19 protein-coding genes and 1 pseudogene are annotated in these 23,223 nt (G+C 47.4%); all 20 read right to left on the bottom strand.

The genetic code is table 11. The annotated features are described in order from the left end of the window. Positions 1–209 precede the first annotated feature (209 nt). On the bottom strand, positions 210–464 hold the full coding sequence (locus ABN764_RS25510; protein ID WP_021256488.1) for a DUF3243 domain-containing protein: 255 nt from the start codon (positions 462–464) through the stop codon (positions 210–212). A gap of 93 nt (positions 465–557) precedes the next feature. Further along, the gene (ymfI, locus tag ABN764_RS25505; RefSeq protein WP_446673459.1) at positions 558–1,304 is read right to left on the bottom strand and encodes an elongation factor P 5-aminopentanone reductase; all 747 of its coding nucleotides are present in this window, start codon (positions 1,302–1,304) and stop codon (positions 558–560) included. An 80-nt stretch (positions 1,305–1,384) separates the two neighbouring features. Then, positions 1,385–2,665 carry an EF-P 5-aminopentanol modification-associated protein YfmH gene (gene yfmH, locus ABN764_RS25500; RefSeq protein ID WP_268624419.1) on the bottom strand — a complete coding sequence of 427 codons (1,281 nt, stop codon included), beginning with the start codon at positions 2,663–2,665 and terminating at the stop codon, positions 1,385–1,387. Between the two features lie 3 nt (positions 2,666–2,668). Beyond that, on the bottom strand, positions 2,669–3,949 hold the full coding sequence (gene yfmF, locus ABN764_RS25495) for an EF-P 5-aminopentanol modification-associated protein YfmF (RefSeq protein ID WP_446673467.1): 1,281 nt from the start codon (positions 3,947–3,949) through the stop codon (positions 2,669–2,671). Between the two features lie 246 nt (positions 3,950–4,195). After that, positions 4,196–4,951 (bottom strand): spore cortex-lytic enzyme, encoded by a 756-nt coding sequence (sleB, locus tag ABN764_RS25490; RefSeq protein ID WP_174810608.1) that lies wholly within the window; start codon positions 4,949–4,951, stop codon positions 4,196–4,198. A 142-nt stretch (positions 4,952–5,093) separates the two neighbouring features. Beyond that, positions 5,094–7,850: an FtsK/SpoIIIE family DNA translocase gene (locus ABN764_RS25485; RefSeq protein WP_446673458.1), complete on the bottom strand. Its 2,757-nt coding sequence runs from the start codon at positions 7,848–7,850 to the stop codon at positions 5,094–5,096. Positions 7,851–8,021: 171 nt separating this feature from the next. Next, complete coding sequence (locus ABN764_RS25480) at positions 8,022–8,231, bottom strand: YlzJ-like family protein (RefSeq protein WP_021256494.1); 210 nt, start codon at positions 8,229–8,231, stop codon at positions 8,022–8,024. 296 nt (positions 8,232–8,527) lie between these two features. Next, positions 8,528–9,238: pseudogene (locus tag ABN764_RS25475) on the bottom strand (ClpP family protease); the annotation flags it as partial. A 175-nt stretch (positions 9,239–9,413) separates the two neighbouring features. Continuing rightward, positions 9,414–11,090 carry a ribonuclease J gene (locus tag ABN764_RS25470; RefSeq protein WP_021256496.1) on the bottom strand — a complete coding sequence of 559 codons (1,677 nt, stop codon included), beginning with the start codon at positions 11,088–11,090 and terminating at the stop codon, positions 9,414–9,416. A gap of 231 nt (positions 11,091–11,321) precedes the next feature. Then, entirely contained in the window at positions 11,322–12,197 is an 876-nt protein-coding gene (gene dapA / locus ABN764_RS25465) for a 4-hydroxy-tetrahydrodipicolinate synthase (RefSeq protein WP_446673457.1), read from the bottom strand. Between the two features lie 59 nt (positions 12,198–12,256). After that, complete coding sequence (gene dapG, locus ABN764_RS25460; RefSeq protein ID WP_446673456.1) at positions 12,257–13,474, bottom strand: aspartate kinase; 1,218 nt, start codon at positions 13,472–13,474, stop codon at positions 12,257–12,259. Positions 13,475–13,602: 128 nt separating this feature from the next. After that, positions 13,603–14,643 carry an aspartate-semialdehyde dehydrogenase gene (locus ABN764_RS25455; protein ID WP_021256499.1) on the bottom strand — a complete coding sequence of 347 codons (1,041 nt, stop codon included), beginning with the start codon at positions 14,641–14,643 and terminating at the stop codon, positions 13,603–13,605. 73 nt (positions 14,644–14,716) lie between these two features. Further along, positions 14,717–15,310: a dipicolinate synthase subunit B gene (locus tag ABN764_RS25450; protein WP_021256500.1), complete on the bottom strand. Its 594-nt coding sequence runs from the start codon at positions 15,308–15,310 to the stop codon at positions 14,717–14,719. Beyond that, the gene (gene dpsA / locus ABN764_RS25445) at positions 15,307–16,206 is read right to left on the bottom strand and encodes a dipicolinate synthase subunit DpsA (protein WP_021256501.1); all 900 of its coding nucleotides are present in this window, start codon (positions 16,204–16,206) and stop codon (positions 15,307–15,309) included. The genes ABN764_RS25450 and dpsA overlap by 4 nt, the downstream gene beginning before the upstream one ends. Positions 16,207–16,369: 163 nt before the next feature. Next, positions 16,370–16,864: a dUTP diphosphatase gene (gene dut / locus ABN764_RS25440; protein ID WP_172619420.1), complete on the bottom strand. Its 495-nt coding sequence runs from the start codon at positions 16,862–16,864 to the stop codon at positions 16,370–16,372. Then, the gene (locus tag ABN764_RS25435; protein WP_174811037.1) at positions 16,797–18,071 is read right to left on the bottom strand and encodes a M16 family metallopeptidase; all 1,275 of its coding nucleotides are present in this window, start codon (positions 18,069–18,071) and stop codon (positions 16,797–16,799) included. The genes dut and ABN764_RS25435 overlap by 68 nt, the downstream gene beginning before the upstream one ends. A gap of 63 nt (positions 18,072–18,134) precedes the next feature. Beyond that, the gene (locus tag ABN764_RS25430) at positions 18,135–19,145 is read right to left on the bottom strand and encodes a polysaccharide deacetylase family protein (RefSeq protein WP_028531188.1); all 1,011 of its coding nucleotides are present in this window, start codon (positions 19,143–19,145) and stop codon (positions 18,135–18,137) included. Between the two features lie 187 nt (positions 19,146–19,332). After that, a complete protein-coding gene (pnp, locus tag ABN764_RS25425) occupies positions 19,333–21,537 on the bottom strand; it encodes a polyribonucleotide nucleotidyltransferase (protein ID WP_446673455.1) in 2,205 nt (734 codons plus the stop codon). Between the two features lie 201 nt (positions 21,538–21,738). Further along, positions 21,739–22,008 carry a 30S ribosomal protein S15 gene (rpsO, locus tag ABN764_RS25420; RefSeq protein ID WP_065292596.1) on the bottom strand — a complete coding sequence of 90 codons (270 nt, stop codon included), beginning with the start codon at positions 22,006–22,008 and terminating at the stop codon, positions 21,739–21,741. A gap of 195 nt (positions 22,009–22,203) precedes the next feature. Continuing rightward, positions 22,204–23,181 (bottom strand): bifunctional riboflavin kinase/FAD synthetase, encoded by a 978-nt coding sequence (locus ABN764_RS25415; protein WP_446673454.1) that lies wholly within the window; start codon positions 23,179–23,181, stop codon positions 22,204–22,206. Positions 23,182–23,223: the final 42 nt, after the last annotated feature.

Here is a 23,223-nt window from a genome sequence, read left to right as displayed (position 1 = left end):
CCATTCTACAATACATGGGACACAAATTCCACCGGAGTATGGCTAAAAAACGAGAAAAAACGCAATACTTTCTTATTTTCTCCGATTAAGTACCATTATAGCAGGTTCTGAGCATGTATTCATGTCGTTCGCGCCTGGTTATGGGTATGAAAAGAAAGAAAGTTCGTACCAGAACTTCCTTTCTTTAGATATATGGACAAAATGACGAATTACCCGTTTTGATCAGCCAATTTTACCATCAAACGAGCAATCGTTTGCCGCTCTTCATCAGAGCCTACATTCCATAACTCCCTTAATGCACTTTCTTCTGCATTTTTAGGATCAACCTTTTCTTCCAGAAATGATCCGATCTCAAAAGCAAGCTTGGAAATCGTTTCTTCAGACATGCCTAGCCCTTTTGCTTGCTTGACACGCTCACCAAGAAACTTTTTCCACGAGTCGAAGTTTTCAAGTACTGATGACATGAGAACGCCCTCCTTGTGGCCTAGTGTGAATTCATCAGTCGTAATATGTGCCTCTGCCACCGGAATTATACGTTCTGTCTGCAAACAGATCGCTTACATCTGCCATCCACCGTTGGGACTAATAATCTGTCCTGTAATATAACCGGATTCCGGCAATGCCAAATAGTAAATAAGGGAGGCTATTTCTTCAGGGGTTCCAAGCCGTCCTAACGGAATATCTTCTTGCAATGCCATTCGCTCTTGTTTATCCAGATGCTTCACCATATCGGTATCCACTGCCCCTGGAGCTACTGCATTTACGGTTACACCAGAAGGAGCCAGCTCTTTGGCCAATGCTTTCGTAAACGCATTAACCCCGCCTTTGGCCATCGAATACATGACTTCACAAGATGCTCCAGTGATTCCCCAAATTGAAGATACGTTGATGATTCGACCGTACTTCTGCGTAATCATGTAAGGAGCGAACCGCTGGGTGCACATAAACATCCCCTTCAGATTGATATCCATGCAGTCCGTCCATTCTTGTTCTGTCACATCCGTGAACAATCCGTAATAGGCAACCCCAGCATTGTTAACCAAGATGTCGGGTGTAAACCCCAGTTCATCAAGCTTGTCCTTCATTCGATCTAGCTGTTCCATATCTCTAAGATCAGCTGAAATCGTCATTACTTGCGCCCCGTGATTGATGCATTTACGGGCTACCTCATTTGCTGCTTCATGTGAATGCAAATAATGAATAACAATTTTCATGCCGACTTGGGCGAAGCGCTCCGCAATCGCAGCTCCAATTCCTCGGCTTGCTCCGGTAATAAGAACAGAAGTATCTGACAATGCTTTCATACATGTTCTCCCCCTATGGACAAGTATTCTCTTTAGATAAAAAAAGAAGACGCACCTATTGATAGGCACGCCTTCGTATGTTACGGTTGTTCGACAATAGATACTGCCAGCCGATTCCAATCAAAATGATCTTTCAACCGTTGATGAACTTGTTCTAACGTTAGCGTCTCGTATACCGAAAGTATATCAAATAAATCGGTATCACGGAACTTATACTTCGTAAATTCATTGGCAATTGCTTCAGGTGAATTAAGCATGCGCAAGTATGAGCCAATCGATTTGTTGCGAATACGCTCAAATGCTACCTGCTCAAAGCCTGACGCCTTGCGTTCATCAATTAGCTCCTGCACCCGCTTCACTAGGCCATCAGGGTCTTTTGATTCACCGCCGATAATGGAGAATGCATAGTCCGGACTGCAGGTATATTCGCTGCCAAATGAATCTGTCGTCAAACCCTCCTCATACAGGGTCTGATACAACTGCGAACTACTGCCCATCATCAAGTCCAGCATGAGGCGGGTTGTCACTTCGTATTCCAAAAGCGCTCTGCCCTCTAAGCCCGGACGCGGTTCCTTGCAGCCAAATAGACAACGCGGCAGAGAAACGGGCAGCTTCGCCACACGTCTTGCTTCCTTAACCTCAACAGGCTCCTCTTCAAAGATCCGGCGAATGTCGCCCTGTGGCTCGAATGATTTGGCCGCTTGATTGCTCCGCACAAGTTCGAAGATGCCCTTCGGATCAACACCGCCTACAACGAACAGCAGCATATTGGAAGGATGATAGAAGGTATGGTAGCACGTATAGAGCGTCTCCTTCGTAATGGTTCCAATCGATTCGATTGTGCCTGCTATGTCGATATGTACAGGATGGATGTGGTACATTGCCTCAATGAGGCCGAAGTACACTCGCCACGCTGCATTGTCGCGATACATGTTAATCTCTTGGCCGATAATGCCCTTTTCTTTTTCTACATTTTCATCTGTAAAATAAGGTCTCTGCACGAAATCAATCAATGTCTGCAGGCTCTCTTCAATGTGTGAAGTGGAAGAGAACAAATAGACCGTACGATCAAATGAAGTGAAGGCATTCGCAGATGCCCCCTGTTCAGCGAACTTCGCGAATATATCCCCTTCTGGCTCTTCGAACATTTTATGTTCTAAAAAATGGGCAATCCCATCGGGGACTTGAACCTCTTCTTGTCCTTCTACTTGAAAGTGATTGTCAATGGAGCCATATTTTGTGGAGAATGTTGCGTATGTTTTCTGGAATCCCGCTTTTGGCAGCACATACACATCTAGACCATTGTCCATCCGCTCATAATATATAGTTTCTTGCAAATTGGAGTATTGACGTTGTTCCATCGATTAGGCCTCCTCCTTATTGCGCAAGAAATAAATGGTATCCAAGTGGAAGGTCTGCGCGACTTCTTGAATATGTGCAGCTTCAATATGCTCTACCTCATCAATGAGCTGGGATGTTGTGCGCTCTCTTCCCGATAACACTCGATTGAAATCAAAGCCAATCATCTCAAACGAAGAATCATCAATCTCCCGCAATTGATTTGCAATCATGGCCTTCGTCTGGCTAATTTCAAGCGATTGCAGCTGCCCAGCCTTCATCGCATCCAGCTGCTCGATAATAATTTGACGGGCTTTGTCGAAGTTCTCGAACTCAATACCTGACTGAATGGTACAAATACCCTTGTGGCCTTCAAAGCGAGAAGCTGCATAGTATGCAAGGCTGTTTTTCTCCCGTACATTTATAAACAGCTTTGAATGCGGGTAACCGCCTAATATGCCATTGTACATAAGCACGGCAGGATAAGCATCGTCCGCATACGTAATCGTAGATCGAAGCCCCATATTCAACTTGCCCTGGCTAACCTCCAAACGTTCAATGACGGTGTTCGGTTCACCAATACGTGGTACTGGAATAGAACGTGCATATGGTGTCTCCACGTTTCGATCGATACGGAATGAAGCCTCGACACAGCGTTCTACTTCTTCATAGGACGTATCTCCAACAACATATACGTCAATCGCCGCATGCTCTAGCAGCCAGCGATACTTATCGGTTAAGGTCGCTGCATCAATTCCATCCAGATCGTCCCGATTACCAAGCGCATGCAGTCGATACGGTTCATTCTTGCACATTTCTTCCACACAGCGTTCTGCTGCGTAGCGAATTTTATCGTTGACAATAGATTCAATCCGCTGACGCACTGTCTGCTTCTCTTCTTCTACATACTTATTGCGCAATGTTCCATTGTCCATAACTGGTGCTGTAATGGCTTCACCCAAAAACTGAAATGCTTGGGCAAGCAAAGACTCAGATGAACTTACAAATGCATCATTAATAACGTCCATGCGGAACTGGATAATCTGATAATCTACTCGCTTGAACACATCGAAGCCGAAGCCTGCTCCATACAGCTCATCAAGTCGCTCGCGGAACCGAATCGTCTCTGGATAAGAAGCCGTCCCTCTCCGTAATACAAAAGGCGTAAGTGCCGTACTCGTTACGGTATCCTCTTGAAGAGGAATGCCCACATACACAGAGATGGCGAACGTTTTGAAGCGCTTTGTCGGCATAACATGAACACGCATGCCTTTAACCTTTCCCCGTTCAAATGTCGGTTTGCTCACCATATCTAACCCCATTTCTTCCGTGATTGTCACGGTGAATTGCAACCATGTTGCATGTTATATTCAGTGATAATCCAATGTATACCTTCTCGCTTCCGTACACATATGATCAATCGTTCAACATCCCTAACATACCGAAATGGAAACAAAGAAGCAAATGGACTGAACGCCATTGCTTCTTCATCCCGCTTCTGTATGTAGCATCCCGTACCGTCTCATCTCAACCGTCGCTTTTCGGTCACTTGATTACATACAGAAGATATGTTTGCCAATTGTTTTGACTTGAGGTCGAGTCCAAATCCACTTCGAAGTTGCCGTCTCAGGGTTGAAATAGTATAGACAGCCACCAGAAGGATCCCAGCCATTGATGGCATCCTTCACCGCTCGTTTGGCATTCTCGTTCGGTTCCAGCCAAATCTGTCCATCCGCTACTGCAGTAAATGCCCCTGGTTGGAAAATTACGCCATACGCTGTCTTCGGAAAGCTTGGTGACTTCACACGGTTCAATATTACCGCGGCTACAGCTACTTGTCCCTCATAAGGCTCACCGCGCGCTTCGCCATACACGGCATTGGCCATAAATTTTAAATCATTCTCCGACAACCCTAAATTGTTGGAGCCGCTAACATTATTATTTGTTGAGTCAGATGGCTTGTTAGGTGCCGTTCCGCCCGAAGTTTCAGGCTTCCAATTTTTCGTAGCTTTTACTAGCATTTCTTTGGTTTTCGATCCAACGATTCCGTCTGACTTCATACCGAACTTCCATTGGAACCATGTCACTGCATTCTTCGTCGCGGGACCAAAGATTCCATCTGTCTTGCCATCATAGTAACCAAGGAATTTCAATCGACCTTGTAACTCCTTCACATCTTGGCCTTGGGAGCCTTGCTGCAGTGTTGCATTGCTAAATGTGGCTTCCGTCTTGCCCATATGCTTGTACTGGAACGCTCCAATTAGCATGAATACAATACATATCGTGATCCAAATCATCCGTTTTCTCATGCCTAACGTCTACCTCTCTCTTGTGAATTTAACAGGATTGGCAACTTTATTATGAGATAACGGATAGAGATCTATGCACTTACAGCCAACACCTACTGCATAAGCAAAAGAGAGCGCAGGGCGCTCTCTTTCTGTATCCTATTTAGGATGAAATTTTGCTTTGTTGATATTGTTCCAATGTGATCAGCACTTCACGCGGCTTACTGCCCTCATGCGCGCCAATCAAGCCCTGCATATGCATATGATCAATCAGACGACTGGCGCGGTTATATCCGATGCGCATCCGGCGCTGCAGTAGCGATGCCGAGGCTTGCTGCGCTTCGAGCACGATTTGAATCGCTTGATCATACAACTCATCGACCGGTTCATCAGAAGCATGTCCGCTCTCATCGATTTCCGGCACCAGCTCTTCGTTGTATTCCGCCTGCGCTTGACCGCTTACGAACCCAACGACTGCCTCGACCTCTTGGTCGGACAGGAATGCGCCCTGCACACGAATCGGCTTGGATGAGCCCATCGGTAGGAATAGCATGTCCCCACGTCCGAGCAGCTTCTCAGCGCCTGCCATATCCAGAATCGTTCGTGAATCCACCTGGGACGATACACCGAACGCGATACGAGACGGAATATTAGCTTTAATAACCCCGGTAATAACGTCAACCGATGGGCGCTGGGTCGCGATAATCAGATGGATACCAGCTGCACGCGCCATTTGAGCTAATCGGCATATTGAATCCTCTACATCATTGGCAGCGACCATCATCAAGTCCGCGAGCTCATCCACAATAATAACGATATAAGGAAGTACCTTATCGGGTTCATCAGCAACCAGCTTGTTATACCCCTCAATATTCCGAGTCGCCGATTTGGAGAACAACTCATAACGCTTTTCCATTTCAACAACGATTTTCTTCAAAGCAAGCGAAGCGCGTCTTGGATCAGTAACAACTGGCGCAAGTAGATGCGGGATGCCATTGTATACATTCAGTTCCACCATTTTCGGGTCGACCATGAGGAACTTCACTTCATCCGGCTTTGCCTTATACAAGATGCTCGTAATAATCCCGTTGATACATACCGATTTCCCCGAACCTGTAGCACCTGCAACGAGCAAGTGAGGCATTCGAGCAAGGTTGCCTACAATCGGCGTTCCGGCAATATCACGGCCTAATGTAATGGACAACCTTGACGGAGCATCAATGAAAGTTGGCGTCTCCATGACCTCTCGCATCGTAACGATTGATACTTCATTGTTCGGAACCTCGATCCCAATCGCGGATTTCCCTGGTATTGGCGCTTCCATCCGAATGTCCTTCGCTGCTAATGCAAGTGCGATATCATCAGACAGGCTGACAATGCGGCTAACCTTAACTCCGATGTCAGGTTGGATTTCATAGCGGGTAACTGCCGGACCTCGAACGACCTCCAGTACCTTCGCCCGAACGCCGAAGCTCTCCAACGTAGCTTCCAGCTTGCGAGCTGTCTGCATGAAGTCGGCTTGATCGCCGCCCTTCCCACTTCCCGGCTGCTTCGCAAGCAGGTTGAATGGAGGCATCTTGTACGGCTTCGGAGGCGGCTTCTGGACAACGACTGCCTGCCCTGAACCTTCACCGTCACTGAGCAATCCATCTGTCTCCAGATGGATATCACCCTTATCACCTATAAGCTCATCCGCATGGCTATGCTCAATCTGTCCACGCTTCACGTCTTCCGACCTAGGTTGATTCTCATTGTTCCAATCATCTTCAATGTCGTCTGCTGCCTCATCAATAGAAGAAGTGTGCGGCTTGGTAAATCCACCGATTGCTACATCCCCTTGGGAATCCGAATTATCAAAATGATCGACGTCAGCAGTTGCTGTAAAATCACGGAACAATGGAGCACGGGATTGTTCGTCATCCTGTTCAATACGAGCAAGGAGTGCGTTCAGCTTCGAAGCTTTGCTTACCGTATTCATTGCAGCGGCTCCAGCCTCTGGCTGCATAGTGTGCTCTTCATTCAATCTAGCTGCGTGCGGCTTGCTTGTATATACAGCAGAACCTTCGTTGTATTCTTCATCATCTTCTTTGGTGGCGAGGAATCGCTTCTTGCTTGCCTCACTAATTTTGCCGAATATCTGCATAAATACAGGTGTGCGGCCTTGTAAATTCTCATCATCTTCTTCATCATCAATCGCATCATCGAGCATGTAATCGTCGTCTGCGTCCTTCTTCGCCGATTTACGCTGCTTGCTTTCCATTCGTTTGCGCTCATTGATACGCGCTTTGCGCTTCTTCTTCATGACAGCCGCGAATTTCTTCACTTGGGTGCGAATCAGCCTCACAAGCTCAACATAGGAAAGCTGTGTAGCCAGCATGAAACCAATGAAGAGCATGACGATGGTGAGCAGTTTTGTTCCTAATGCACCAAATAATACAAATAAGGTACAATAAAGAATTGCACCTATATATCCGCCGCTAATGTCTTTCTGCAGCATCGTTCCAGCCGTGCCTGTATCGGTTGCTTGCACGAGTTCTAAGTTCAAAGCATTATGTATGTCTTTCAATATGTATCCAGCACTTACTTCATCCGTTGCAGTTGGCAAAATACGTTGTTCTACCGCGTGCACGGTACTTATCATCGTCAAAGCAAGAATAATGACCATGATGCCGCTCTTGCGGGAGTTCCAGCCTGAAGGCCACTGGCGTTTAATCATTACCGACAATCCAATATATATGAACACGAGCGGTATGAAAAAGTACCATTTACCAAGCAGCAAGCCTGATATTTTAGATAAGGAGCGCCCGAACGCCGCCCCGCCAGCCAGCGCAATGACGGAACAGGTAATCAGCAATATGCCATAGATTTCGTATTTCAGGCTCTTGCTGAAGGATTGCTTTTTCTTCTTCTTACGGGCCAAAATGCCGTCACCTCCATCCCTCATTATAACACAGAACAACCGTTCTTCCTATGACCATTCCATAACAAGGGAATTGAGAAAAATAAAAAAGACAGAGCCGGGTAGGATCTGTCTAAATGAGAAATATGGATCAGTGTGGATCACGTGACCTCACATCGCACAAGATAACACTTAGCGTAGAGGAATAATCGTACCGGGTGAAAACCCCGGATCCAGAAAATCATGCATACTTGTGTCTTTCAGCAATCGTTCGATACGAACCGTCGTATTGTCAACCTGCTGTACAAGCAAGGTGCGTCCCTGCCACTGCATTTCAAAAAAAGACGGCTCCTTGTCAATCCCTTGCAGCACTTGCTCCATCGGAATAATTGTGTGCAGCATTATCCTCGCTCCTTTGCTGGCACATACATTGCCTGTGTACCAGTATGCTGCGGATTAGTCCCACACTGTCCACCTAATAGCATTGGCTGCTCAGACGTGTTGGCCTGATGTTCACAATGATTCGAATGTGCTCCATGCTGGGCATGCTCATGATGGCCTTGATTATGTTGTGATTGTTCATGCTGGGCATGCTCATGATGACCTTGATTATGTTGTGCTTGTTCAGGCTGGACGTGCTCATGATGACCTTGATTATGATGGCCTTGATCATGGTGCCCCTCCTTCGAACATCTCTCTGCACGCTTCTCTTCAATCAAGCGATTCAAATGCTCCAATGCAGTACCAATTCCGCCGACTTCATCAATTAGGCCATGCTTGACAGCATCCTGTCCGATTACCGTCGTCCCAATGTCGCGCGTCAGCTCGCCAGTTGTGAACATTAAGTCCTTGAATTTGTGTTCCGAAATATTCGAATGAGCTTTAACGAAGCGAACGACACGTTCCTGCATTTTCTCTAAGTACTCAAAGGTTTGCGGAACGCCAATGACAAGACCCGTTAATCGAATCGGATGAATCGTCATCGTCGCTGTCTCCGCGATTACACTCACATTGGCAGACACAGCAATCGGCACTCCTATACTGTGCCCTCCTCCAAGTACCAAGGTCACCGACGGCTTGGACAGGGAGGATATCATCTCTGCGATAGCCAGACCTGCCTCTACATCGCCACCAACCGTGTTCAATACGATAAGTACACCCTCAATTTTATGATTTTGCTCCACTGCGATAAGCTGAGGAATGACATGTTCGTATTTCGTTGTCTTGTTCTGTGGAGGCAATACGATATGCCCCTCAATCTGACCGATGATATTCAAGCAATAAATATTTGACTCACCAGTTGTCGGAATCGATGCCGTCCCCAGCTGTTGGATCGTTTCTACCGTTGGCGGACCCTTGGGTAGCTGCTGCGGCTGTCCCTGTGGATCTAAAGGCTGTTCGTTCATCATGTTCCATTACCTCCAATTGACCGGTACAATGCCGTCATAGCATGCTTCACCCTGCGATGTTTTATACAGCAGCGGGAACGCAAAAAGCCGCCGTCCCTACCTTGCGGCAGGAACGGCGGCTGATAACGTTCGTGAGCGAGAATGACTGGTGACTGGGATTCTCGCTCACTTCGTTCTATACTTCCATAATGATTGGCAAAATCATTGGACGACGGCGCGTTTGCTCGTATAAGAAACGTCCAAGCGCATCCTTCACATTCGTCTTCAGTGATGCCCATTCGTTCACATTTTCATTCATTAGCTTATGCAGTGTTGAAGTGACGATGCGGTTCGCTTCATCAAGCAGTCCTTCCGATTCCCGAACATAGACAAATCCGCGAGAGATGATGTCTGGTCCTGACAAAATCGTACCTTCCTGCTTGCTGAGTGTAACAACAACAACCAAAATTCCGTCTTGGGAAAGCAGCTTCCGATCGCGCAATACGATATTGCCGACATCGCCGACACCAAGACCATCGATAAGTACATAACCGGATTGAACCTTAGAGCCACGACGTGCAACACCATTTGTAATTTCAACAGTATCACCGATATCTGTAATGAAGATATTCTCGCGCTCAATTCCGACTGCTTCCGCCAAATCAGCGTGGTTGCGCAACATACGGTATTCACCGTGAATCGGAATAAAGTACTTCGGTCTCATCAGATTCAACATCAGTTTCAATTCTTCTTGACTGCCGTGACCAGATACATGAACGCCAGTCTTCGATCCGCCATAGATGACATGTGCGCCTAGTCGGCACAATTCATCGACAGTTCTACCTACGTATTTTTCGTTTCCTGGAATTGGTGTAGCTGCGATAACTACGGTATCACCTGGCAGAATATCAACCTTGCGGTGCGTAGAACGCGCCATGCGCGTCAAGGCTGACATCGGCTCGCCTTGGGAGCCTGTGGACAGGATTACTACCCGGTCAGCAGCCATCTTGTTCACTTCTTCAGGTTCGATCAGCATTCCATCAGGTATGTTCAAGTAGCCAAGTTCGGAAGCGATCGTGACGACGTTCACCATGCTCCGACCAATGACTGTTAATTTACGGTTTGTTGCATATGCTGCATCAATGACTTGTTGAATACGGTGAATATTTGAAGCGAATGTCGCAACAACTACACGCTGCTCTGCCTTCCGGAAGATATCTTCCAGAACGACACCCACACTACTTTCTGATGGTGTAAAGCCTGGGCGTTCTGCATTCGTACTGTCGGACAGCAGTGCAAGAACTCCTCTCTGGCCAATTTCCGCCATACGCTGCAGGTCAGCATACTGACCGTTGACCGGCGTATGGTCAAACTTAAAGTCTCCTGTATGAACGACGCATCCTTCGGGTGTATCAAGACATACACCAACCGAATCCGGGATGGAGTGGTTCGTCTTGAAAAAGCTTGCACGAATAGCTCCGAGCTGAATTTCCGAGTCAGCTGTAATTAGAATTCGCTTTGTTTCACCTAGCAAATTCGCTTCCCGCAATTTGCTCTCAATCAATCCGAGCGTTAATCTTGTTCCGTATACTGGAACGTTCAAATGCTTCAGTACATATGGCAACCCGCCAATATGATCTTCATGTCCGTGCGTAATCAAGATTGCTCTTACTTTATCTCGATTCTCCGTGAGGTATGAAATATCCGGGATGACAATATCTATTCCGAGCATGTCTTCTTCCGGGAACTTCAACCCTGCGTCTACGACGACGATATCGTTACCGTATTGGACGACGTACATATTTTTTCCGATTTCACCTACGCCGCCCAATGCGAAGATGGACAATTTATCAACGTTGTTTTTCTTCGACAATTGGATCTTAACCTCCTATATTCAATTGGCCGTCGTACCAATGAACATCCTTCTTTTGAAAAATATACCGCACCCAGTCACTTGATATCCATTATACATGAACAAAAGTAAAAAACACAAGTCGGCGATTTGTCCTCCTATTGTTGCCGAAAAACACAAAACCGATGCTGGATCTCAGCATCGGCTTCGTAAGTGCGCTATTATGCACATTGTAAAAGTTCTATTTTCCTTTTATTGCTTAATGGATTGAACAAGCTCACGGATCGCTGCAGCCTCATCCGAAGTTGCCTCAACAAGCGGCAAACGGACGCTCCCTACCTCGAAACCAACTAGCTGCAGAGCATACTTCACTCCAACTGGATTCGGGCATAAGAATATTCCCTTAAATACGGGGAACAGTTCGAGATGCAGTCTGGCTGCTTCTTCATGTTGACCAGCCAGATAATGTTCAATCATCGCTTTCATCTGTGCACCTACGAGATGGCTAGCAACGCTGACAATCCCATACGCACCAACGGCCAAAGTAGGCAATGTCATAGAATCCTCACCGCTATACACTCTAAAAGAAGCGGGTGCACCAGCAACGATCTGCGATGTTTGCTCAAGACCAGCACACTCCTTCGTAGCAACTACATTCGGCAGTTCAGCCAAACGTAGCGTCATCTCGACAGAAATGCTCGATGCAGTCCGTCCTGGAACGTTGTACAGCATGATTGGCAAAGAGGTAGAGTTCGCAATGGCCTCAAAATGTCGATACATGCCTTCTTGTGTCGGACGATTATAGTAAGGAGTGACAAGGAGGATGCCATCAACGCCCGCTTCCTCTGCTGCCTTCGTCAAATGAATGGAATGAGCTGTATTATTGCTACCTGTACCAGCAATAATGCGTGCACGTCCATTTGCCTTCTGAGCTGCAAAACGGAATAGCGCAATCTTCTCGTCGTCTGTCAATGTAGGAGATTCCCCTGTCGTCCCACACACAACGATACTGTCGCTCTTCTGTTCTACAATCAAAGCATTCAGCAAACGCTCGAACTCAGACCAGTTTACCTCATTATGTTCATTGAACGGCGTCACCATCGCCGTAATTAATCTACCAAAATCCACTAAAGACTCCTCCTCCTGCGACAATATGCACAAGACCCGGACATCCCTAGCGCTGCGTGCTATCGATTCAGATGGAACTTCGCATGCAGCGCTCGCAAAGCCCGAACCATATCTTCCTTGCGTACAAGAACCCAAATCGTTGTATTGGAGTCGGCGGATTGAAGAATCTGGATTTCTTGCTCTGTCAAGGCTTCTACGATGTGTGCCATAATACCTGGCACCCCATTGATGCCTCCACCGATTACAGATACTTTCGCACAACCCGATAACGATTTTGGCTCGAATCCCATCTCTTTGAGCACATGCAGTGCCCGCGGCGCATCGCTATCAAATACTGTATAAACCGCGCCAGAAGGGGTTACATTAATAAAATCAACGCTAATTTGATTTTGTGCCATTGCCTTGAACACTTTTAATTGCAAATCATATACGCCTTCGCGCGATTCCACCGTAATTTGCGTTACATTGCCGACATAGGCAATTCCCGTTACGAAGCGATCAACGATGTCAGGCTGCATATCTCGGAACCCTTCCGGATTCGTAACTAGCGTTCCTTCTTCATCGCTGAATGTAGAACGAACGCGAACAGGCACCTGCGCTTGCATCGCAATTTCCACCGCGCGCGGATGAATAACTTTGGCGCCATGATGTGCCATGTTGCATATTTCTGCATAACTAACGATCGTAAGCGGCCTCGCGTCCTCTACCAGTCGAGGATCTGCCGTTAGGATGCCGTTAACATCCGTATAAATATCGACAATTTCTGCGTGCAGCGCCGCACCCAATGCTGTTGCAGATGTATCACTGCCACCACGGCCAAGAGTCGTAAAGTCACCTGTTTCTGTTTGGCCTTGGAATCCTGTTACAATTACAACCTGTACATCTTTCCACGCATCAACGACCCGATCCGGAGTAACATCCAGAATACGGGCATTATTGAAGTGGCTATCTGTCTTGAAACCAGCTTGAGCACCTGTTAGCACAGTAGATGTAATCCCCTCACTGTTCAACAAGCTGCACAGGGTTGTAGCCGAGATAATCTCGCCGCAGCACAATAGCATATCCTTCTCACGTGCTGGCAAACTGTCCCCGTTCTGACCGGCCCAATCAAGTAATGTATCGGTCGCATATGGCTCTCCTCGTCTTCCCATTGCTGATACAACCACAGCTAATTGGTAACCCTGCGCCAGTTCCCGACGGATATGGTGTATGACTCTTTCTCTGGCTTCGGGTGTAGACAAGGAAGTTCCACCAAATTTTTGTACTAATATTCGCATATGTTATTTCCCCCAACTAATGAAGACTGACTGCCAGAACGAAATAAAAGGCTATTCAACGAATCACGCAGTGACCAAGCTGAACACACCTTGTCAAGTAAGACAAAAAGGCAGGAGCGGCCTGCCAATTACTGCCGCTCCGAAGCGATGTACTCTGCGATTTGTACCGCGTTCCATGCAGCGCCTTTCATTAAATTGTCGGATACGACCCACATATTCAATGCGCGTGGCTGGGACAGATCACGACGCAAACGGCCAACGAAAACATCTGGCTTGCCTGCAGATTCGGTAGCAAGCGGGTACTTCTGTTCAGAAGGCTCATCGACGAGCGTCAATCCTGGCGCGTTTGCCAACAGCTCGCGCACATCCTCCATTTGGAAGTCGTCCTTCAACTCAACATATACAGATTCAGAGTGGCCATATACGACCGGAATTCGGACGCATGTTGCCGTCACTTGAAGGCTATCATCATTCATGATCTTCTTGGTTTCACGGATCATTTTCATTTCCTCGAGCGTGAATCCATTATCTTGGAACTTATCGATTTGAGGAATAGCATTGAATGCGATTTGATGCTTCACGGGCAAAGAACCAACTGGAAGAATGTCCGGCTCAACTTCATTGCCTGCAAGCACTTCTGTAGATTGACGCAACAGCTCGCTAATCGCTTTGCTGCCAGCGCCTGACACTGCTTGATACGTAGACACGATGATGCGGGAAATACCGTAGCGATCATAGAGCGGCTTCAAGGCTGCTACCATTTGAATCGTGGAACAGTTCGGATTGGCAATAATGCCTTGGTGTTCCTTCACTTTCTCGATGTTCACTTCTGGAACTACGAGTGGTGTGTTGGGATCCATACGGAATGCATTGGTATTGTCAATACATACCGCTCCGCGTTCTACAGCTGCTGGAGCCAACTCTTTACTAACGTCGCCGCCTGCGCTGAACAGGGCAATATCAACGCCTTCGAAGCTCTCCGGTTTCGCTTCCTCAACCGTAATTTCTTGACCGTCAAATACGATCTTCTTACCGGCTGAACGTGCCGAAGACAACAACTTCAAAGATTGAATGGGGAATTGACGTTGTTCCAATAATGCAATGATTTGTTCCCCTACTGCACCCGTAGCACCGACTACAGCAACATTATACCGCTTCTGATTCGTCATCTGTCGTTTCTCCCCTCTATACCCACAATCTTTCAAACATCTATATTATGATAATTTGCGTGGTATGCTATGTTCAGTATAAGAACCGTTCAATTAATACCGGTTGAAGCTGCTTGCCTTCTAATGCTGCATAGCATGCCTCTGGTACCAAGTCCATGCGCGCCACCAATGAATTCGGCTTCTGCTGTGGATTATCTTGGCCGAACGGAACGAAGTATATGTTCTTGGCTACAAGGAGTTTGGCTATATTGGCTGCGTTTAAACCGAGTCCATCATTAGTCGAAATCGCAAGCACAAGAGGGCGCTGGTTGCGCATTTGTGCTTTGGCTGCCATTAGGACAGGGCTTTCTGTCAATGCATTTGCCAGCTTACTCGTCGTATTGCCTGTGCAAGGCGCGATCACCATCACATCCAGCAATTTGGATGGCCCGAGCGGTTCTGCGTCCACAATTGTAGAAATGATATCATTACCAGTAATCTCTTTCAACTGTTTCTGCCAGTGATCGGATTCCCCGAAGCGTGTATCGGTCGTCATGACCGAATGTGATGCAATCGGGATAACGCGCGCTCCAGCATCTACGAAGCGTTTCACCTGAGGCATTACTTCTTCTAATGTGCAGTGTGAGCCTGTTAGTGCATAGCCAACTGTCTTCCCCGTGAAGTTCATTGTCCATTCCCCCGATTCCGCATGTCCTCAAGCAACAGCTGCGTGATACTCTGTGCCAATATTCGTCCAGCAGACTTCGGTGCGACAATGCCTGGCAATCCTGGTGCCAGCATAGCCTTGATCCCCCGCTTCTCCGCGAATCGGAAATCCACGCCACCCGGCAGGGAAGCAAGGTCGATAATCACGGCACGGTTAGGGATTTGCGCTATGACCTGCGCTGTGACTATCATAGTCGGTATCGTATTAAAAAGCAAGTCGATATTTGCCGCCTGACGCGCGAGATCTGCTATGAAAAAAGGCTTGAAACCCATTTCTGTCGCTCTGGCAAAATGTTCATCTCTGCGCACCCCAATCCGCACATTAGCCCCTAAGCCAAGAAGGGTGCGTGCCAATGTGAACCCTGTTCTTCCCATCCCAAGAACGACCGATTCAGAACCATGAAGGGTGATATCGGTGTTCTGAATCGCCATCATAATCGCGCCTTCAGCCGTCGGAATGGAATTGTATATTGCAACATCATCCCGATCGAACAATTCAACAAGCGAGAGGCGGTATTTCGCACACAGCTTGCTTAAATATGGTTTGGCCATCCCCGTAAAGACAACACAGTGCTCCGGCAGTACCGCAATATGCTCTTCCGTCAGCACCAATTCATCCGATGTAAAGATGGCATGAACCTTCCCACTGTCATCAGTTCCTACAGCAGGAAGCACAAGAGCATCCGCCTGCTTCAACAGCTCGATAGAGAGGGATTGGCGCTGTACGCCATGATATGGGTTTTGCAGTTGATCGTACCCAACGATCGTGACACTGGCATCTAATTCAGTCAGCTTATGGATGATCTCAAGCTGGCGAGCATCTCCGCCAATAAACACGACCTGAACTCCAGTCAACATCCTCGCTGATCACTCCTTTCACAAACGTGCACACAACGTATAAAACATCTTATGCGCACGCCTAAAAAGGGTGCAGCCATGTGCAAGCCCATCTCAAGACGCAAAAAAAACGCAGCTGATTTACCAAAACGGTAATTCAACTGCGTCCTGTTTGATCATTATTTTACTTCGTTCCGGTATGGCCGAAGCCGCCTTCTCCGCGTTCCGTATCAGTCAACTCGTCTACCTCGACAAGTTGAATAGAAGGAACGAATTGAATCACCATTTGCGCAATACGCTCATTGCGCTCAATCGTGAAGTGAGTCTGTCCAAGGTTGGCAAGCAAGACCTTCACCTCGCCGCGGTAATCGGCATCAATCGTTCCTGGTGAATTCAAGCAAGTAATGCCATGCTTATAGGCAAGTCCGCTGCGTGGACGAATCTGTGCCTCTAAGTATCCAGGCATTGCCATGCAAAATCCAGTAGGCACGAGTGCGCGATGGCCGGGTGCTAATGTAAGCGGCTCTTCTACCGCTGCATATAGATCGAAGCCTGCTGCGAGTTCGGACATTTTTTGAGGGAGCGGTACATCCTCATTGCCTGGCAGGCGTTTAATTTGAACTTGGTGTGATTGTTGTAACAAGTTGATCCCTCCTGAAAGCCGATATTGCTTTATCATTTGCTCCGACCATTGAACCTGCGAATGGATGGGAAAGCATACGGTTCAATACAAAGGTAACGTCTTCTAGTTTAATCGATTCAATTCGAGCGATGATCTCATCCAACGTGAAATGCTTGCCTAGCATCAGCTCATTTTTCCCTAATCGATTCATTCGGCTGCCTGTGCTCTCAAGGCCGAGGATAAGGCTTCCCTTCAACTGCTCCTTGCCTTTGTGAAGTTCTTCCTCAGACAAGCCCTTCACTGCCAGTTCACCTAGCATATCCAAGGTTAAATCAAGCACTTCCTTCGTCTGCTTCGGTGCGGTTCCTGCATAGAGCGTGAATAGACCGCTATCTGCATGTGACGAATGATAGGAGTAAACAGAATAGGCAAGTCCACGCTTCTCGCGAATTTCCTGGAACAGGCGAGAGCTCATGCCGCCACCGATCAAGTTGTTGAGCAATATCATAGCGTAAAGGCGCGGATCTGTCATCGAACAGCCTGGCAGGCTGAGACAAATATGATTCTGTTCTGTCTTCTTCTTATGATATATGAATTCACTATGGAAGCTTGGTTCCGTTAATATGGCCGCAGGCTCATCATTCGTGAATTGTCCGAAGTGCTTCTCCAGCAATTCGATGATCGAGTCATCAAAGTTACCTGCTACTGCAATGACCGTATTCGAGACCGTATAATGATTCTTCATATATGCGCGGAGATGATCAGGCCCCATTGGTGTCAGGCGTTCCTTCGTTCCTAATATCGGATATGCGAGCGGGTGTGCGCCAAAGGCAGCACGAGTAACCAGATCATGCACCGTATCATCCGGTGTATCCTCATACATCGCAATTTCTTCAAGGATTACATTTTTCTCTTTCTGCAATTCCTCGTCCAGCATGGATGACCGGAAAAACATATCGGACAGCACATCAACCGCTATAGGCAAATGCTCATCCAATACTTTTGCATAATAACAGGTATATTCTTTGGAAGTGAACGCATTAACACTTCCTCCGATCGCATCGAAGGAGTCTGCGATTGCTTTCGCATCAAACCGTTCTGTTCCTTTGAACATCATATGTTCGATAAAATGGGAAATCCCGTTGGTCGTTTCATCCTCATTGCGTGAACCTGTCTTAACCCATATCCCAAATGAAACGGAACGGCAGGTTGGTATTTTCTCCATCACGACACGAAGGCCGTTAGACAGCTGCACTTTTTCCACCGGCAATTCCTCCTCGTCCAAGTACATTCCAAGTATGCCTTTCTAATCCTACCAGAAATCTGATCACCTCTCAACTTCAATCGGAGGCACCCGCTTCTCAGAAAGTGTTTCTCCTACCGTACCTGGTACAATGCCCTTTTGCTTCAATATCCGAATCATTTCCTTCAAGGCTGTACTGGATGGCTCCGTTGGATGCATGAGGATCAGTGATCCCGGTTCTGTCTTCTCTTGAAATCTACGCAGTATCGTAGCCACAGAGGGCTTCATCCAGTCTCTCGTATCAAAGGTCCACAGCACTGTCTTCAATCCGAGTGCATGTGCTGTACGTACCGTCAACATATTGAAGTCTCCTGATGGTGGAGCGAACCATTTATTCTCTACGCCAAGCGTTTGCTTCAGCAATTGCTTCGTCTTCTCAATTTGCTGCGTCTGGTGCCCCTCGCTTAGCTCGCTCATATTCGGATGAGAGTATGCATGATTCTCCATCTCATGTCCCGCCGCCTGAATCCGCTTCGCAATGTCAGGATTTTTCTTCAACCAGCTGCCGTCTAAGAAAAATGTCGCATGCACCTTCTCATCTGCTAGCACTTTCAGCATTGGATCGATGTACTCGTTCCCCCAAGCGACATTGATCATAAGCGCTGCCATCGGCTTATTCGGATTCCCTCGATAGATCGGCTGTGGATCTAGACTCGTCAAGGAGACCTCCGGCTTCACCTCGCGCATGACCATTTTCAATTCAGCCGAACGATCTTTCCCCGAATTGGCAGTGTACGTTCGCTCAATATCTACTTCCTGCCCATTGTATCCGGGTATTGCCTTCCACACCCGATCAATGCGGGCATTAATTGGAGCAATATATCGTTTGGCTGCTTCCTCCTTAATTCGAGCCATTAATGGATCATTCGCAGCCTTATCCTCTACCCCCGATTGGTAAGCATAGCTCACGGCGAGCTCTGCCTTCTTCTCCTGCAAATAGCTTCTCACATCGGGCTGCGCTACTGCTGCCAGCACGATGACAACTCCTGCTGTTACGGCGAACCATTTCTTTAACATTGGCTGCATCCAGTCCATTCCCTTCCAAGATAGTCCTTTTGATTCTATGCGATTTCGGGACGAGTTATTCGGTCTGGAAGCAATCAATGCCTATCATGCAATCAATACCTATTTTTTGCATCAAAAAAAGAGCCAGAAACCAGTCTGCCTCTTTCCTTGCTACGTATGTTGCCTTCTCAGGCTTGTCTTGCTCGCTGTATCCGACTTAGCTTTGCGGCTTAGACGGACGCGGTCCGCGAGGTGGACGATTGCCGCCCCCTTGTGGTGGTCTGCTGCTGCGTGGACGTTCTGTAGTTGCAGCTTCGGAGCTTGCAGTTCCTTCTGTCTGTGCAGGCTGAAGCAGCACTTTGTGGGACAAATTGATGCGTCCCTGTTGGTCGATCTCGACAACCTTAACCTCAAGCTTATCGCCAATTTTCACGACATCTTCGACTTTCTCTACACGCTCAGTTGACAATTGAGAAATATGCACAAGACCTTCCTTGCCTGGAAGCACTTCAACAAATGCACCGAACTTCTCAACGCGTTTCACTGTTCCTGTGTATACTTCACCAACGACAACTTCCTTCACGATACCCTCGATAATTTCACGGGCACGCTCATTGGACTCTGCATTTGTAGATGCGATGAAGATGCGGCCATCCTGCTCGATGTCAATTTTGACACCTGTTTCCTCGATGATTTTGTTGACGACTTTACCGCCGGCACCAATAACATCACGGATCTTATCTGGATTAATATGCATCGTCAAGATCTTAGGCGCATACTGTGACAAGGATTCACGTGGAGTTTGGATAACTTCATTCATTTTACCCAAGATGTGCATACGTCCTGCACGTGCTTGATCCAACGCTTGTGTCAAGATGCTGCGGTCGATACCATCAATTTTGATATCCATTTGAATGGCTGTAACACCTTCAGCTGTACCAGCAACCTTGAAGTCCATGTCGCCGAGGTGGTCTTCCATACCTTGAATATCGGACAAGATGGAGAAGTGTTCCCCGTCTTTGATCAGACCCATTGCAATACCTGCAACCGGTGCCTTGATCGGAACCCCTGCATCCATCATCGCAAGTGTGCTTGCACAAATACTTGCTTGGGAAGTAGAACCGTTAGATTCTATGACCTCGGATACAAGTCGGATTGTATACGGGAATTCGCTCTCTGGCGGAATCACCTTGGACAAGGCACGTTCACCGAGTGCACCGTGACCAATCTCGCGGCGTCCAGGAGCACGAAGCGGACGAGCTTCCCCTACGGAGAATGGAGGGAAGTTGTAGTGATGCATGAAGCGTTTCGACTCTTCCAAGCCAAGACCATCCAAAATTTGCACATCTCCAAGCGCGCCTAGCGTACAGATGCTGAGTGCTTGCGTTTGTCCACGTGTGAACAAGCCAGATCCGTGAGTACGAGGCAAGAGTCCTGTATCACAATCGATCGGACGAATCTCCTCAAGCTGTCTGCCGTCTGGACGAACTTTGTCATGTGTAATCAAGCGGCGAACTTCTTCCTTCACGATATCGTACAAGGTCTCGCTCACATCGTTCATATTCTCAGGCGTTTCTACATACAATTGTTCGAAGTGTGCAGTTGCTTCCTGATTGACTGCATCAATCGCATCTTGACGCGCATGCTTCTCAGGAATACGGATCGCCTCAACGAGACGTTCCTTTGCGAACGCACGAACAGCTGCATTCACATCTGCATCAACTGCGTGCAGCTTCACTTCCATCTTCGGTTTAGCTGCGATCGCAGCGAATTCTTCAATCTTCGCAACAATTTTCTTAATTTCATCGTGACCGAACATGATTGCTTCAAGCATAACCGATTCCGGTACCTCGTTCGCTTCTGCTTCAACCATCATGATCGCGTCTTTTGTACCCGATACAACAAGGTGAATATCGCTCTTTTCCTCTTGTTCAACGGTTGGGTTGATAATAAATTGACCGTCAATACGACCTACAATCACGCCGCCGATAGGGCCATTAAATGGCACATCAGATATCGTCAATGCAGCGGATGTTCCGATCATTGCCGCGATTTCTGGTGGGCAGTCTTGATCCACGCTCATAACCAAATCCACGATCTGCACATCATTGCGGAAACCTTCCGGGAACAATGGGCGGATTGGGCGGTCAATAAGGCGGCTGGCAAGAATCGCTTTCTCACTTGGACGACCTTCGCGCTTGATGAATCCTCCAGGAATTTTACCTACAGCATATAATCGTTCTTCGTAATTGACAGTCAATGGGAAGAAATCTAGATCTTTAGGTTCCTTCGATGCGGTAACGGTACACAATACGACTGTATCACCGTACTCGACTTTGACTGCGGCATTTGCTTGCTTAGCCAAACGACCCGTTTCCAGGACAAGCGTTCTGCCGCCAAGTTCCATCTCGATGCGGTTCATCGGATCCCTCCTTAAGTGGTTCAGTTTATATTCTTCGTTACTACTCCCATTATTTCCTGCATTTCATTTGAAATACCGTCCTGATGGAAGCTTGTCTACTATCACAATATGTAGCATCATATGCAATCACTAAAAAGCAACCCGGTTGCATGCCGCGATAAGAAGCGGCAATGAACAACCAGGCTGCTTTGGTTCGTGCTATTAACGGCGAAGACCGAGTTTTGCGATCAATGCGCTGTAGCGTTTAACATCTTTGTTCTTCACATAAGCCAACAACTTACGGCGTTGACCTACCATTTTCATCAAACCACGACGGGAATGATGATCCTTCTTGTGTGTACGAAGATGGTCCGTCAAGTTTACGATGTTTTCAGTAAGGATAGCGACTTGCACCTCCGGAGAACCTGTATCCGTAGCGTGCGTCTTATGTTCTTCAATAAGCTGTTGTTTACGCTCTTGAGTCATAGCCATCCTATTCACCTCCTAAAATATGTGTTAGTTTACGCCATTAGCCTCGTCATCGACGGTGAGATCGAATAACCAAGCTATGGACAGGTCGTTTTTCACGACAACGTTATTAGTATAGCATCTCCATCTACAAAAGTAAAACAAGTCTTAGCAATCAATTGGTACAAAGATAGAAGGCTAAGAATATTGTGCACAATATTAGACGCCAATTGTTACTGCAGGCGCCTTATCCATCGTGCTTAGACGTTGGCGCGCTTCCTCTGAATCCGCAGTAATCTGTGCGATCAGCTCTTGTATGGAGCTGAACTTGCGCTCTGGACGAATGTAGCTCATCAGGGCAACCGTTACGGTCTCCCCGTATATATCTTGATCAAAATCAAACAGATGCGCTTCAACCGATTGAATGGTTTCTCCCGTCTTGAATGTCGGCTTCAAGCCAATATTCAGCACACCATCATGCCACGTCCCGTGAACCAGCACCTTCACTGCATATACGCCATTCGCTGGGATGACATATGCTTCTTCTGCCCGGACATTCGCAGTTGGGAAGCCCATCGTACGACCACGGGCGTCACCGTGAACAACCTCGCCGCGAATGATATACGTTCGGCCTAGCAGTCGATTCGCATTGACAACATCACCTTGCAGCAGACTCTCGCGAATCCGAGTGCTGCTCACCTTCACTGCGGTCTCAACATCATTATGTGCCGGTATGATATCCACAGTAAAGCAGCCCTTGCCCCATTCCTGCAGCAATTGCGCAGTGCCTTCTCCACCATGACCAAAGCGATAGTCGAAGCCGACAACGACGTGTTTTACCTTCATACGGCAGATCGCTTCTGCGAACTGCTGCGCGGTAACCTTAGCGAATGACAAATCAAAATGTACAACATACAAACGGTCAAGCCCAAGCTGACTCAAAATCCGTTTTTTCTCCGACAATGGCGTAATGAATCGTTCATACTCCGGCTTGCCGAATACTCCCTTGGGATGTGGATGGAAAGTCATCAGACTTACGGGCAATTGATGCTGCTTCCCGTAGTCCAACGCATGCCGAATGACCTGTACATGTCCCTCATGAATACCGTCAAAATGTCCTAATATTAATACTTGCGGCTGCTCCTGCAGTCGCCAGCTCGAATCATCGAGCGCTGCATGTAATGCTATCGTTTCCATTGTAATCAGAGCCCCTGCGTATTATCGATTTGTGGTTAAACT

Source organism: Paenibacillus wuxiensis (assembly GCF_040195695.1).
Taxonomy (GTDB): domain Bacteria; phylum Bacillota; class Bacilli; order Paenibacillales; family Paenibacillaceae; genus Paenibacillus_B; species Paenibacillus_B suaedae.
Note: the sequence above shows the minus strand (reverse complement) of the source record. Positions and strands in the feature narration are given on the sequence as shown.

What these genes read in the sequence shown, in the direction of transcription:
- ABN764_RS25510 (WP_021256488.1), bottom strand. Translation starts at nt 464, where the DNA reads ATGTCATCAGTACTTGAAAACTTCGACTCGTGGAAAAAGTTTCTTGGT.
- ymfI (WP_446673459.1), bottom strand. Translation starts at nt 1,304, where the DNA reads ATGAAAGCATTGTCAGATACTTCTGTTCTTATTACCGGAGCAAGCCGA.
- yfmH (WP_268624419.1), bottom strand. Translation starts at nt 2,665, where the DNA reads ATGGAACAACGTCAATACTCCAATTTGCAAGAAACTATATATTATGAG.
- sleB (WP_174810608.1), bottom strand. Translation starts at nt 4,951, where the DNA reads ATGAGAAAACGGATGATTTGGATCACGATATGTATTGTATTCATGCTA.
- ABN764_RS25480 (WP_021256494.1), bottom strand. Translation starts at nt 8,231, where the DNA reads ATGCTGCACACAATTATTCCGATGGAGCAAGTGCTGCAAGGGATTGAC.
- dapG (WP_446673456.1), bottom strand. Translation starts at nt 13,474, where the DNA reads ATGCGAATATTAGTACAAAAATTTGGTGGAACTTCCTTGTCTACACCC.
- ABN764_RS25455 (WP_021256499.1), bottom strand. Translation starts at nt 14,643, where the DNA reads ATGACGAATCAGAAGCGGTATAATGTTGCTGTAGTCGGTGCTACGGGT.
- ABN764_RS25450 (WP_021256500.1), bottom strand. Translation starts at nt 15,310, where the DNA reads ATGAACTTCACGGGGAAGACAGTTGGCTATGCACTAACAGGCTCACAC.
- dpsA (WP_021256501.1), bottom strand. Translation starts at nt 16,206, where the DNA reads ATGTTGACTGGAGTTCAGGTCGTGTTTATTGGCGGAGATGCTCGCCAG.
- dut (WP_172619420.1), bottom strand. Translation starts at nt 16,864, where the DNA reads ATGATAAAGCAATATCGGCTTTCAGGAGGGATCAACTTGTTACAACAA.
- ABN764_RS25430 (WP_028531188.1), bottom strand. Translation starts at nt 19,145, where the DNA reads ATGGACTGGATGCAGCCAATGTTAAAGAAATGGTTCGCCGTAACAGCA.
- pnp (WP_446673455.1), bottom strand. Translation starts at nt 21,537, where the DNA reads ATGAACCGCATCGAGATGGAACTTGGCGGCAGAACGCTTGTCCTGGAA.
- rpsO (WP_065292596.1), bottom strand. Translation starts at nt 22,008, where the DNA reads ATGGCTATGACTCAAGAGCGTAAACAACAGCTTATTGAAGAACATAAG.
- ABN764_RS25415 (WP_446673454.1), bottom strand. Translation starts at nt 23,181, where the DNA reads ATGGAAACGATAGCATTACATGCAGCGCTCGATGATTCGAGCTGGCGA.